Raw genomic sequence first — 12916 nt, forward strand, 5'->3', positions numbered from 1 at the left:
GACGGGAGCTGCACAGCCATGGAACCTCGTTCCTCGGGGGTGCAACGGCTCGTACGCGAGGTGGCCAAGTTCGGCGCTGTCGGAGGTGCCGGCGTCCTTGTCAATCTCGGCGTGTTCAACCTGGTCCGGCACTTCTCCGGCCTGCCGGTGGTGCGCGCCAGCATCATCGCGACCGTCGTCGCGATCGCCTTCAACTACGTCGGCTTCCGTTACTGGACGTACCGGGACCGCGACAAGAGCGGCCGCACCAAGGAACTCACGCTGTTCCTGATGTTCAGCGCGATCGGCCTGGTGATCGAGAACGGCGTGCTCTTCCTCGCGACGTACGGCTTCGGCTGGGACAGCCCGCTGCAGAGCAACGTCTTCAAGTTCCTCGGCATCGGCGTCGCCACCCTGTTCCGGTTCTGGTCGTACCGCACCTGGGTGTTCCGCACGATGCCCGCCCGGGAGACCGTGGCGCGTGCGGAATCGATCCTGGAGCAGGAGTCGAGAAAGCCCGCACCCCAGCAGCGCGTCCCGTAGGGCCCGCCAGGACCTAGCGGACCGTCGGCTGGTCCTCGTCCGCCGACTTGCGGGCCGGGGGCGTGCGGGACAGGAACAGGCCGAAGACCGGCGGCTGGGACTGGAGCAGCTCCAGGCGTCCGCCGTCGGCCTCCGCGAGGTCGCGGGCGACGGCCAGCCCGATCCCCGTCGAGTTGCGCCCGCTGATCGTGCGCTCGAAGATCCGGGCGCCCAGGTCGCCGGGGACGCCCGGTCCCTCGTCGGTGACCTCGACCACGGCCTGGTTGCCGGTGACCCGGGTACGCAGGGCGACCGTTCCGCCACCGTGCATCAGCGAGTTCTCGATCAGCGCGGCCAGCACCTGCGCGACCGCGCCGGGCGTGCCGACGGCCCGCAGATGCCGCTTTCCGGAGCTGACGATGGCCCGGCCCACGCTGCGGTAGGCGGGCCGCCACTCGGCGAGCTGCTGCTGGATGACCTCGTCCAGGTCGAAGGAGACGGCGGAGCCGGTGCGCGGGTCGCGCGCGTTGGTCAGCAGCCGCTCCACCACGTCCGTCAGCCGCTCCACCTGCCCCAGCGCGATCGTCGCCTCCTCCTTCACCGTGTCCGGGTCGTCGGTGAGGGTGATCTCCTCGAGCCGCATGGACAGCGCGGTCAGGGGCGTGCGCAGCTGGTGGGAGGCGTCGGCGGCGAGGCGCCGCTCCGCGGTCAGCATCCGGCCGATGCGCTCGGCCGAGGAGTCGAGCACGTCGGCGACCCGGTCCAGCTCGGGGACGCCGTAGCGCTTGTGCCGCGGGCGCGGATCGCCCGAGCCGAGGCGTTCGGCGGTCTCGGCGAGGTCGGTCAGCGGGGAGGCGAGCCGGTTGGCCTGGCGCACGGCGAGCAGGACGGCGGCGACCACCGCCAGCAGCGCCACCAGGCCGATGATCAGCAGGGTCCGGCCGACCTCGCGGGTCACCGCGGAGCGGGGCTCCTCGACGGTGACGATCTCGCCCTCCTCGCCCCTTTGCGTGGAGCGGATGACCTCACCCTGGGGCTTGGTGCCGATCTCGATCGCCGGCCGGCCCGGGACCCGGATCTCGGCGTACTGCTCCTTGCTGACCGGGTTGCGCAGGACGTCGGCGTTGACGTTCTCCGCCGCGAGGATGCGGCTGTCCACGATGCTGGCCAGCCGCACCGCCTCGGACTCCACCCGCTCCTGGGCGCTGTTGCTGATCGTCCGCGTCTCGACGATGACGAGGGACACGCCGAAGACCGCGATCACCACCAGCACGACGGCAAGGGTGGACTGGATGAGACGGCGACGCACGGGGGCCCTCCGGGGGGGTTGGCTTTACGACACCAGTGTGGCAACCCCCTCAGGGACGCGGGACCCTGTCGATATGGCGGCTCCGCCGCGCGGGCGCGACCAGCCCACGACGACCGGCAGCCGCTCACCCGCAGGAGCCCCACGGCGCGACCGCGAAGTCGGCCAAGCCCCAGCGGCAGCGTTCAGCTCTTTTCGAAGCGGAAGCCCACGCCGCGCACCGTCGCGATGTACCGGGGGTTCGCCGCGTCGTCGCCCAGCTTCTTGCGCAGCCACGAGATGTGCATGTCCAACGTCTTGGTGGACGACCACCACGTCGTGTCCCAGACCTCGCGCATCAACTGGTCCCGCGTGACGACCCGGCCGGCGTCTCGCACGAGAACCCGCAGCAGGTCGAACTCCTTCGCCGTCAGCTGGAGTTCCTCGTCGCCCATCCACGCGCGGTGCGACTCGACGTCGATCCGCACGCCGTGCGTGGCCGGCGGCTGCTGCGGCTCCGCGGCGCCGCGGCGCAGCAGGGCCCGTACCCGGGCGAGCAGTTCGGCGAGCCGGAAGGGCTTGGTCACGTAGTCGTCGGCGCCCGCGTCCAGACCGACGACGGTGTCCACCTCGTCGGCCCGCGCGGTCAGGATGAGGATCGGCACGGTGTGGCCGTCGGCGCGCAGCCGGCGGGCGACCTCCAGGCCGTCCATGCCGGGCAGGCCGAGGTCCAGTACGACCAGGTCGACGCCGCCCTGCATTCCGGCGTCGAGCGCGGTGGGGCCGTCCTCGCGCACCTCGACCTCGTAACCTTCCCGGCGCAGGGCGCGGGCCAGCGGCTCCGAGATGGACGCGTCGTCCTCGGCGAGCAGTACACGGGTCATGAGGTGATGGTAGACCGCCCGCGCGCAGTGCTGGGGTGTGATCGGTTCCGGGAGTTCTTACCTTGCCGGGCCCCTGGTACGAACCATTGCCCGAGAGGTGCGATCGTAGATAACGCCTTCGAAACAGGTTGCACGGTTCCCTCGACACCTGTGATCCGCGTCTCAAGTCCTTCCATATCCGGCACTGTCCTGCCGTATGGTGACCCCTGAACGCCTGTAGCACACCGGGGACCTTTGGCGGGAATGACGCTGAAGGTCTCTTTTGTGTGCGGGCTGATGAAGATCAGCCCTGAAAGGAATGACCTCTGGCCGGGCTCCGGACGCAGTGACGCGTCCAGGGCGTGGATCCCGGTGGTCGCCGTCCGCCGCTCCGTGATCCGGAGCGGACTCCCCCTGGGCGTGGGGGTGGACGACCGACCCCGCCGGTGCCGGCCGCACCCCCACCGGGCGCGCAACGCTCCAGCTGCCGCGTCCCGACCAGCAAGGAACAACCATGGCGTCCAGCCTGACGAAGGACTCGGTCCACCCGGGCACCCCCGGGTCCGAGAAGACCTTCTTCGGCCACCCCCGCGGACTGGCCACTCTCTTCATGACCGAGATGTGGGAGCGATTCTCCTACTACGGCATGAGGGCCCTGCTCCCGCTGTACCTGCTGGCCCCGAACGGCCTGCACCTGAGCCCGGGCACGACGACCGCGATCTACTCGGTGTACGTGTCGCTCGTGTACCTGCTGGCCCTGCCCGGCGGCTGGGTCGCCGACCGCTTCCTCGGCCCCCGCAAGACGGTCGCGGTCGCGGGCCTGATCATCATGCTCGGCCACCTGTGCCTGGCGCTGCCGGCCAGCGTCAGCTTCTTCGTCGGCCTCGGCCTCGTCGCCATCGGCTCGGGTCTGCTGAAGGCCAACATCTCCACAATGGTCGGCCACCTGTACAGGGGCGCCGACGACCCGCGCCGTGACGGTGGCTTCACCATCTTCTACATCGGCATCAACGCGGGCGCGTTCGCCGCGCCGCTGGTCATCGGCACCGTCGGTGAGAACGTCAACTGGCACTTCGGCTTCGCGCTGGCCGCGCTCGGCATGGCGCTGGGTCTGGCCCAGTACCTGCTCGGCGGCCGCCACCTGAGCGAGAAGAGCAATGTCGTCCCGACGCCGATGTCCGCCGAGGAGAAGGCCGTCACGCTGCGCAAGGGCCTGCTCTGGCTCGCGATCGCCGTCGTCTTCTACGCCGTCGTGGGCTTCACCGGTCACTTCACCCTGAACTGGGCGCTGATTCCGCTCACGCTCATCGGTCTGATCGTGCCGATCGTGGTCATCTCCCGCATCCTCCGGGACAAGGACATCGACCGGGCCGAGCGTTCGAAGGTGTCGGCCTACATCTGGTTCTTCGTGGCCGCCGCCGTCTTCTGGATGATCTACGACCAGGGTGGTTCGACCCTCTCGCTCTTCGCCGAGGGCAAGGCCGAGAACACCATCTTCGGCTGGGAGTTCCCGGTCTCCTGGTACCAGTCGGTCAACCCGGTCATGATCATGGCCCTGGCGCCCGTCTTCGCCTGGCTGTGGCTGTGGCTGAACCGGCGCGGCAAGGAGCCGAGCACGATCGTGAAGTTCGCCTCCGGCCTGGTGCTGATCGGTGCGTCGTTCTTCCTCTTCCTCGCCCCGCTGTCGATCGCCGAGGGAGGTCACAAGGCCGCGGCGATGTGGCTGGTCGCGATCTACTTCGTCCAGACGATCGGTGAGCTGACGCTGTCTCCGGTGGGTCTGTCCGTCACGACGAAGATGGCGCCGAAGAAGTACGCCTCGCAGATGATGGGCGTCTGGTTCCTCGCGGTCACCGCGGGCGACTCGCTCACCGCGCTGCTGTCCAACCCGGCCATCGGCGGGGTGAACCTCGACAAGACGGGCTTCGTCACCCTGGAGGCCGTGCTCGCCGTGGTCGCCGGTGTCGCGGTGTGGATGTACCGCAAGAAGGTCAACAAGCTCATGGGTGACGTCCACTGACGTAGCCCAGGCTCTGAGGAGGGCCACCGCATCCCTGACGGTGCGGTGGCCCTCTTCCGTTGTCCGGGAACTACCGCGTCCTGCGCTTCGGCATGAACGTGAACACCGCGGCGCCCAGCAGGATCGCCGTGCCCGCCACCAGGCCGAGGGCCTTGAGGGCGCCGTGGTCACCGGAGCCGGTCTCGGCGAGGCCGCCCGCACCGTTGCTGCCGGCGCCGCCGGTGGACGACGAACCTCCGGAGGTCGACGTGCCGCCCGAGGCGCCGCCCGGCTGCTGGGCGGTGTCCAGGGTGAGGGAGACCAGTGACTTCTCCGGCGTGCAGGTCGTCGTCGTACCCAGAGCCTTGATGGTGAGGACGCCCGGCGCCAGCGTCGAGGTGCCGCTCGCGCCCGGCTTGTAGGTGCCGGTGAGATCCGGGATCTCGATCGGGTCGCCGGACTTGATGGGCTGCGCGTTCGTCGGCCCCTCCACATGCACGGTGCCCTTGTCCGCGCCGCCCAGCACCACCTCCATCGACGGCTTCACGGAGTCCTTCGGGATGTCGGCGGGGCTGTTCATCACCGACTTCTTGAACTGCACCGTGAGGTCGTAGTCACCGCCGTTCTTCCTGGCGTTGATCTGCACCGGCGAGGTCGCGTTCTTGTCGCCGATCGGTGTCTTGCAGGCGTAGGGGACCTGGACCTCCTTGCCCTTGAAGTCGGTGCCGCCAGTCGGGGTCGCGCTCTTCGTCGGCGTGGCCGACTGCGTCGGCGACGAGCTGGACGTGCCTCCGCTCCCCGGCGTCACCTGGATCGTCGCCGCCTTCTGCACGGTCTCCTTCGGCGCGCACTTGGTGTCCGTCGACATCGCGTTGACCGTGTACGCGTCCGGAGTCAGCGTCACCTCGCCGGCCGTCGTCAGCTTCAGGGTGCCCTTCATGTCGGACAGCACCATGTCGCCGCCCTTGGGGATCGCCGGGTTCTCCCGCGGGCCCTGCATGGCGATGTCGGCGGCCTGCGCCCCGGCCGCCTTGAGCACGCCGGACGGCTGCACCGAGTTGGCGGGCAGGTCGATGATGTCCGGGTTCTTGGAGGCGGCCTGGACGAACTTCCACACGATGTCGACCGTGTCGCCCACCTTGGCCGTGGCCGGAGCGGTGATCTCGACCTTCGTGGTGCCGTCGACCGGGTCGATGCCCGCGGGCGGCACGCAGTGGGTGGCGAACGACACCTCGGCCGCCTGCGCGGGCGTGACCGCCACGCCCAGCAGCACGCCCGCCGAGCAGAGCACCAGTGCGGCGCCGGCGGCGCCCGTCCTGCGGGCCGGTGTGACTCTCCTTCGCATGCTCACGTGGGTCCCTTCGTGGTGGGAGTCGTAGGACTCGTCGGGCTGTCGTCGTGCGGTGCGGAGAGCCGGCCGGCCGGGCCGCCCGGAGCGGAGTCCGGGGTGAACCACGGCAGGGTCGGAGTCGGTTCGGGCTCAGGCCCGGGCCCGGGGGTGCGGGAGCGGGGCAGTCGCAGCGCCGGCCGGGTGAGCTTCCGGTGGCGGACGCCGCCCGGCCGGCGCGGCCGTACCCGGTCCACGACGGCCATCCCGATGCGGAAGAGCGCGGCCGGGACGACCAGGCAGAGCAGGATCCAGAACAGCGTCACGCCCCAGGGGCGGCCCACGCCCCACGGCTGCTCGGCCAGGACCTTGCCGTCGTACCGGAGGGAGACGGTGTAGTCGCCGTGCGCCCCGGCCGACAGTTCGACGGGCAGCTTGATCTGTGCCTTCTTCCCGGGTGCGAGGGTGCCCCGCCACTGCTGCTCGTCCCACTGGGGCGCGAAGACGCCGTGCGCGGTGCCGATGCGGAAGACCGGGTTCTTGATCTCGGTGGAGCCGATGTTGCCCGCGGTGAAGACGAGGGTGCGGCTCGGCGGCGCCCCGAACCAGGTGAGCACGCCGCTGGAGCCCGTCAGCCGGGTGTCGGAGAGGATCGACAGCCGGCCGCCGGAGGGTTCGGCGGGCAGCGGGGCGACGGGATGCCCGGCGACCTGGAGCACGGCGTCCGCCTCGGCCTTCGCACCGGTCACCGTGGCGACGTGCACCACGCAGGGGCACGGCACGGGCGGCTCGGCGACCGGCAGCTTCCTGGCGAAGGACCCGCCGGCGTCGGTGGTCACGGCCCGGCCGTCGCCGTTGGCGCAGGAGTTGGTGCCGCCGATCACGCCCCGGGACGGGGTGGACCGGCCGCAGATCAGCATCATCAGCAGCGTGTGCGGCCGCCAGCCGCTCCCGCTGACGGTGACCGAACCGCCCGTGCCCGCCTGGGAGGTGGACAGCTTCACGACGGGCCCGTCCGCCGCGGCCACGGGGACGGAGAGCGGCAGCAGGAGCAGCGCGAGCACCACCGCCAGCACGGGGATCCGGGCCTTGCCGCTCACGTCACCGCTCCCGTCAACTCGACGTCCGTATCCGCGTGTTCGTCGTCCTCGGCGGTACTCCTACGACGCCTGCCGCGCCGTACGGCCACGAGTGCGGCCGCCGCCCCCAGCGCCCCGAGGACCCCGGTCACCGCACCCCAGGGCACGAACCGGGCCGAGGTGTGCGTGGTGTCGTGGGCGCCGCCCGCCGACGTGACGGTCAGCCGTACGTCGACGTCGTCCAGCGCGGGCCGGTCGGGCCACGGCTCGCTGAGGGTGCGGCGGGAGGCCGGGGGCAGCTGGACCGGCAGGGTGCGCGCGGGGCGGTCCAGGACCGGGCCTAAAAGGCCGTCCGCGTGGACCGCGAGTTTCGGTACGAGGGTGGTCGTACCGCGGTTGACCAGCTCGTACGTGATCCGGTCGCCGTGCACCGCCACATGTTCGACGGTCAGCGCGGACAGGGCCGGGCCCCCCACGCGCAGCCGGAGCGCGACGGCCGCCGTACGGCCGTCCGCGTCCCGGGCGGTGATGGTGCCGGAGCGGTCGCCGGGTGCGGCGCCGGTCGGCACGGTCACCGTGAACGGCACCTCGGCGCGGGTGCGCGCCGGGACGCGCAGCCCGGTCCGGGCGAACGCGATCCGCACGCCGGTGCCGCGCAGTTGGACGGTGAGCGGCTTTTGGCCGCGGTTGGTCACGGACACCGTGTCCTGCAGGACCGTTCCGGGGGCGCCCTCGGCATAGAAGGAGGGGCGTCCGGCACCGGCGGGCGCGAGGGACCAGGCTTGCGCGTGCGGTGCGGAGACCGGCAGCAGGAACAGGGCGAGGCCGAGGACACGGGCGGCGGCGGACGGCATGGGCGGCTCCAGCGGTCGGAGGCTGCGGTTGTGCGGCGTACGGCTGGTTCAGCGGCGCGTGGCCGGGTTCCGCCGGGTCAGCCACAACGCGCCCGCCGCGCCCGCGAGGAGAACCGTTCCGCCGAAGGTGCCGAGGGCGACGGCGGAGTCCTCGGGGCCGGTCTGCGGAAGGTGCCCGCCGGAGCCGCCCGACGACGAAGACGAGGACGAGGAGGACGACGACGATCCGCCGGCCGCCGTCACGTCCAGCGTCAGGGACGGCTTGGGGCTGTTGGTGGGGGTGCAGGTGGTCGTCGTACCGAGCGCCTTGATGGTGAGCGTGCCCGCCGTGAAGGTGACCTTGCCGGTCTTCTCCGGTGTGTAGGTGCCGCTCAAGTCACTGATCTTGATGGGGGTGTTGGCGGGTATCGCGGCCGCGTTGGCCGGTCCGGTGACGGGGATGGTGCCGCTGCCGGCGCCGCCGAGGTTGATGGTGGCGCTCGGCTTCATCGCACCCTTGCCCAGCTCGACCGGGCTGGAGGAGACGCCCTTCTGCCAGGACATGGTGATCTTGTAGCCGTTGCCGCTCTTGACGCCCTTGATGTCGATGGGCGAGACGGCGCTCTTGTCGCCGATCGGCGTCTTGCAGTGGTAGTTGACGTCCACGACGTCGGCGTGGGCCGCCGGCGCGGCCAGCAGCACCGCCGAGCCGGCCAGGGCCGCGGCGGACACGAGCGCGGCGGTTCGTTGCGGGTACGACACGGTCGGTCCACCCCATTCATTCCTGACGGCATATCAGATTCGGCCGTCAAGGTACGCCGGGGGCCTTGAGGAGGGAAGACGCAGCACACGCCGGAGTTGTGTCGATCCGGCGTGTGCGAAAGGGGGTTCGAGTGGAGACGGAGGCTCAGGTGACCGGGTCCGGCCGGCCGCCCGAACACTCAGGCAGGGGCTCCTAGTTCTGCCCAAACGGTTTTGCCGGAGCGGCCCGGGGTGCGGACGACGCCCCAGTCCAGGCAGAGCCGCTGCACGATGAACATGCCGTGGCCGCCGGGGCGTCCGGCGCGGTGCGGGGTGCGGGGGGCCGGCTGGCCGGCGCCGCGGTCGGTCACCTCCACCCGGATCACCTTGTCGTCGCGGGCGAGGAGCAGTTCCTCCGGGCCCTCGGCGTGCAGGCAGGCGTTGGTGACCAGTTCGGACACGACGAGCAGCACGTCCTCGGCGGCGGCCCGCCGGTCGGCGGAGGCGGCGGGCAGCCAGCCCCACACGTAGAGCGCCTGGCGGGCGAAGTCGCGGGCGAGTGGGACGACCCCGCTCTCACCGTCCAGGTGCAGCCTGCGGACCTGCCGCCCCGGGGTCTCCCGCGGGGTCTCCCGCACGCCTTCGGACGACACGGACGGCGCGGCTGCCCCCGTGGACGCGCCGTCCTGCGGCGCACCCCCCTCGGACGCCCCGGAAGCGCCGCTCGGCTCCGGGCCGCGGTCGCCCGGCGAGTAAGGCCGGGTGGTGCTCATCAGCGCTTCACCTCACCGATTCACCAGTACACGATTCAAAAGCACACGACTCAATAGCTCATACGTCACGCCGGGGCCGTTTCGCCGGTTCCCCGGGCGGTCCGCCCCCCCCGACGGCCGACGCGTTCAGCATTCTCCTGCCCGGCGGATCCGGGAGAACACCCCCGCCCTGGGCATGACGCGCGCCACGCCGGGCCACGGCCCCACCAGGGGACGGCCGGAGTACGGGTCTCAGTCGGCCTCGCCGGCCAGCGCCGCCTCCAGGGAGTCATGGACGGTGAAGACCGCCCCCGCTCCCGTGATCTCGAACACCCGGGCGACCGCCGGGAGCATCCCGGCCAGGTGTACTCCGCCACCGGCGGCCTCCGACTTCAGCCGGGCTCCGAGCAATACGTTCAAGCCGGTGGAGTCACAGAACTCCAGCCGTGAGCAGTCCACCACGAGGCGTGAGAACCCTTTGCCCAGGAGGTCGTCGATCGGCTCGCGCAGAAGATCGGCGGTGTGGTGATCGAGCTCACCCGCCGGTGTCACTACGGCGCTGGAGCCCACTTCGCGCACCTCCACCAGAAGCCGGCCCGACTGTGCGCTGCCGACCATCCCGTGGTCCATGCCGTCTCTCTCCCGAGGTCGTGGCTGCTACTGACGCCCTCGAACACTACGCCTTCCTCACACTCTCCGACACCCGAACAACCTCACATAGTAGGACAGATCACCACAGAACGTACTTGCGATCGACTTGCCGAAGCAGGTAGGGCTAGTAGGGACACACATCCCTACACGCCGGCTTCGGAGGCGCCGCACACCGCAGTGCACGTATTGGCTTCGGCAGCCATATGCCGAGAACGACGGAGGACACCCATGTCACCCCGGCTCGACGAATCGCCTACCCGTAACGCGACGTCGACACCCCCACGGGAACAACTGGATCACCCCCTCGATCCCGTCGACACCCACGACCCCCTCGCGGGGCTCCCGGATATCCCGCCCTTCGACGAGGTCGACCCCGTCGACGCGCGGGCCCTGTCCAAGAACCTCTTCGAGCGGCTGGCGTCGCTGGAGGAAGGCACGCACGAGTACGCGTACGTCCGCAACACGCTCGTCGAACTGAACCTCGCGCTCGTCAAGTTCGCGGCCTCCCGCTTCCGCTCCCGCAGCGAACCGATGGAGGACATCGTCCAGGTCGGCACCATCGGCCTGATCAAGGCGATCGACCGCTTCGAACTCACTCGCGGCGTGGAGTTCCCCACCTTCGCGATGCCGACCATCATCGGCGAGATCAAGCGCTTCTTCCGCGACACCTCGTGGTCCGTGCGCGTACCGCGCCGACTGCAGGAGCTGCGCCTGGACCTGGCCAAGGCCGGGGACGAACTGGCCCAGAAGCTGGACCGCGCCCCCACGGTCGGGGAACTCGCCGAGCGGCTCGGCCTGTCCAACGACGAGGTCGTCGAGGGCATGGCCGCCTCGAACGCCTACACCGCCTCCTCCCTGGACGCCCAGCCCGAGGAGGACGACTCCGAGGGCGCGCTCGCGGACCGCATCGGATACGAGGACCACGGACTCGCAGGCATCGAGTACGTCGAGTCGTTGAAGCCCCTGATCGCCGAACTCCCGCCCCGGGACCGGAAGATCCTCTCCCTTCGCTTCGTCGCGGGCATGACCCAGTCGGAGATCGGCGAGGAACTGGGCATCTCCCAGATGCACGTCTCCCGCCTGCTGTCGCGGACCCTGGTGCGGCTGCGCAGGGGGCTGACCCTGGAGGAGTGACCCTCCGTCACCCGTGGGAAGCGGCTCGGCCGACGGCGCCGGGCCGCTTCGCCGTGTTCGAGCACCCGAACCGTTATGTGGTTACCCGGGGTAACGTCTTTTCCGAACGGCACCCCTCCACCACGATGGGCCCCTCAACTGGCTGAAACTGGCTGGTACGTCAAAGGCTTCGGGGGACGGAGTGTGCGGGATGGCTCAGGGCGGCGACCGGGCCGAAGCGGGTGCGGAACACGCGGCTGCACCGGACGCGCGGCTGACGGAACTGCTGCGCGCCCCCACCCCGACGGCCTACCCGGCACTGCAGGAGTTGCGCCGCCGGCACCACCCGGCGGTGCTCGCCTACGCCCGGCTGTGCACCGCGAGCGAGTCCGCCGCACGCCGGCTGGCGGCGGAGGCCATCGCCACGGCGGCCCGTGAGACGGCCCGCGGCCGGGAACCGAGCGTCCCGCTGCGCCACCAACTCCTGCTCCTCACCGCGCAACTGGCCGCCGGCTGGGCGGCCGACGAACGCTCCGCGGGGGTGGACCCGGCCCTGCTCCTGGTCCTGAACTCCAGCGGCCTGCCCGACGGCCCGACCCCTCCCCTCCTCCCCGCGTTCCAGACGCTCCCGTCCCGCACCCAGGGCCTGATCTGGTACGGCGTCCTCGAAGCGGAGCCCGTGGAGCGCACCGCGGCCTTCCTCGGTCTGAGCCGCGCGGACGTGGCCCACTGCACCCGGCCAGCCCTCAAGTCCCTGGCCGAGGCGTGCCTGAGACACCGTCTGGCCGCCTCCGACGACCCGCGCTGCGCCGACTTCCGCCGGCTGATCGAGGAGGCGGTACGGCAGGACGGGCCTCGCCGCAGCCCCGACCTGGACGCCCACCGGGCCCACTGCCCTTACTGCTCGGCCGCGTTCGAGGACCTGACCGCACTGCGGGACGCCCCTAGGCAGACCCTGGCGGAGGGCCTGCTGCCGTGGAACGGAACGGCGTACATCCGCCCCGACGAGCCCCTTCTCGCCCCCGAGCCGCCTGCCGCCCAGGGGAGTTGGCCGCCCCGGCGCCGCTACCTGCTGGCCTCGACGGCCCTGGGCGTGGCCCTGCTCCCGCTGCTGGTGTTCCTGCTGTCCGCACCGGACGACTCCGGCCGGCAGCCGGTGGCCGCGACACCCACACCCCCACCGGTGACGGTGACGGCGACGGTCTCGCTGACCCCGTCCCCCTCTCCCACCCCGACCCGCACCACCAAGTCCCCGTCCGCGTCCCCGTCCCCGAAGCGGTCCTCGCACCGGCCGACCCCGTCGCCGCGCCCCAGCCGCACCCCGCGTCCGTCCCCCACGCCCTCGTTCTCGCCCCCGGGCAGCACCTACGCCCAGGTGGTGAACCGCGACACGGGCCGCTGCCTCGACATCCGCGACGGCGATCTCTCCCAGGGCAACGACGTCATCACGGCCCGCTGCTCCGACTCCCCCACCCAGCGCTGGCGCCTGGACACCTACCTGGGGGTCCTCCGCTCGGCCGCCGACTCCGACTTCTGCCTGGACAGCCGCGGCTCGACCGACCGCGGCGTGGGCATCTGGGGCTGCGACTCGGTCTACGGCTCCAACGGCCAGAACCTCCGCTTCACCGTCGACCCCGACGGCACGATCCGCCCGGCGATCGCCATCGAGACGGCGGTGACGCCGGAGGACTGGGGCGGGGTGGGGCTGGATCCGCTGTACGGGGGTCCGGAGCAGCGGTGGCGGGCGGGGGCCGCCTGAACACGACCCCCGC

General features: G+C 71.2%; 12 protein-coding genes. 4 read left to right on the plus strand and 8 right to left on the minus strand.

Features of this window, described 5'->3' with window-relative positions; translation table 11 throughout:
• Nucleotides 1-18 precede the first annotated feature (18 nt).
• The gene (locus ACFYZZ_RS15735) at nt 19-522 is read left to right on the plus strand and encodes a GtrA family protein (RefSeq protein ID WP_389175853.1); all 504 of its coding nucleotides are present in this window, start codon (nt 19-21) and stop codon (nt 520-522) included.
• A 13-nt stretch (nt 523-535) separates the two neighbouring features.
• Here ACFYZZ_RS15735 and ACFYZZ_RS15740 read toward each other — a convergent pair whose 3' ends face one another.
• Both ACFYZZ_RS15740 and ACFYZZ_RS15745 read right to left on the minus strand, forming a co-directional pair.
• Nucleotides 536-1810 carry an ATP-binding protein gene (locus ACFYZZ_RS15740; RefSeq protein ID WP_389175855.1) on the minus strand — a complete coding sequence of 425 codons (1275 nt, stop codon included), beginning with the start codon at nt 1808-1810 and terminating at the stop codon, nt 536-538.
• A gap of 182 nt (nt 1811-1992) precedes the next feature.
• Nucleotides 1993-2670, minus strand: coding sequence for a response regulator transcription factor (locus ACFYZZ_RS15745; protein ID WP_020940464.1), 678 nt, complete (start codon nt 2668-2670; stop codon nt 1993-1995).
• A 493-nt stretch (nt 2671-3163) separates the two neighbouring features.
• Between ACFYZZ_RS15745 and ACFYZZ_RS15750 the strand changes: the two genes are divergently transcribed.
• The gene (locus ACFYZZ_RS15750) at nt 3164-4669 is read left to right on the plus strand and encodes a peptide MFS transporter (RefSeq protein ID WP_389175857.1); all 1506 of its coding nucleotides are present in this window, start codon (nt 3164-3166) and stop codon (nt 4667-4669) included.
• A 70-nt stretch (nt 4670-4739) separates the two neighbouring features.
• Here the strand turns inward: ACFYZZ_RS15750 and ACFYZZ_RS15755 are convergent, their stop codons facing one another.
• From ACFYZZ_RS15755 to ACFYZZ_RS15780, 6 genes are all read right to left on the minus strand, one after another.
• On the minus strand, nt 4740-5993 hold the full coding sequence (locus tag ACFYZZ_RS15755) for a hypothetical protein (RefSeq protein ID WP_389175859.1): 1254 nt from the start codon (nt 5991-5993) through the stop codon (nt 4740-4742).
• Between the two features lie 2 nt (nt 5994-5995).
• Nucleotides 5996-7075 (minus strand): hypothetical protein, encoded by a 1080-nt coding sequence (locus tag ACFYZZ_RS15760; protein ID WP_389175861.1) that lies wholly within the window; start codon nt 7073-7075, stop codon nt 5996-5998.
• Nucleotides 7072-7908 (minus strand): hypothetical protein, encoded by an 837-nt coding sequence (locus ACFYZZ_RS15765; protein ID WP_389175862.1) that lies wholly within the window; start codon nt 7906-7908, stop codon nt 7072-7074. Before ACFYZZ_RS15765 ends, ACFYZZ_RS15760 begins: the two co-directional genes overlap by 4 nt.
• A 48-nt stretch (nt 7909-7956) precedes the next feature.
• Complete coding sequence (locus ACFYZZ_RS15770; RefSeq protein WP_389175864.1) at nt 7957-8649, minus strand: LPXTG cell wall anchor domain-containing protein; 693 nt, start codon at nt 8647-8649, stop codon at nt 7957-7959.
• 179 nt (nt 8650-8828) lie between these two features.
• A complete protein-coding gene (locus ACFYZZ_RS15775; RefSeq protein WP_389175866.1) occupies nt 8829-9401 on the minus strand; it encodes an ATP-binding protein in 573 nt (190 codons plus the stop codon).
• A gap of 231 nt (nt 9402-9632) precedes the next feature.
• Nucleotides 9633-10010 (minus strand): STAS domain-containing protein, encoded by a 378-nt coding sequence (locus ACFYZZ_RS15780; protein WP_389175868.1) that lies wholly within the window; start codon nt 10008-10010, stop codon nt 9633-9635.
• 249 nt (nt 10011-10259) lie between these two features.
• On the opposite strand from ACFYZZ_RS15780, the gene ACFYZZ_RS15785 reads away from it, so the two are divergent.
• Together ACFYZZ_RS15785 and ACFYZZ_RS15790 are read left to right on the plus strand one after the other, a co-directional pair.
• Entirely contained in the window at nt 10260-11165 is a 906-nt protein-coding gene (locus tag ACFYZZ_RS15785) for an RNA polymerase sigma factor SigF (protein WP_389175870.1), read from the plus strand.
• A 190-nt stretch (nt 11166-11355) separates the two neighbouring features.
• Nucleotides 11356-12903 carry a ricin-type beta-trefoil lectin domain protein gene (locus tag ACFYZZ_RS15790; RefSeq protein ID WP_389175872.1) on the plus strand — a complete coding sequence of 516 codons (1548 nt, stop codon included), beginning with the start codon at nt 11356-11358 and terminating at the stop codon, nt 12901-12903.
• Nucleotides 12904-12916: the final 13 nt, after the last annotated feature.

Source organism: Streptomyces sp. NPDC001816, assembly GCF_042892235.1.
In the GTDB taxonomy this organism is placed as follows: domain Bacteria; phylum Actinomycetota; class Actinomycetes; order Streptomycetales; family Streptomycetaceae; genus Streptomyces.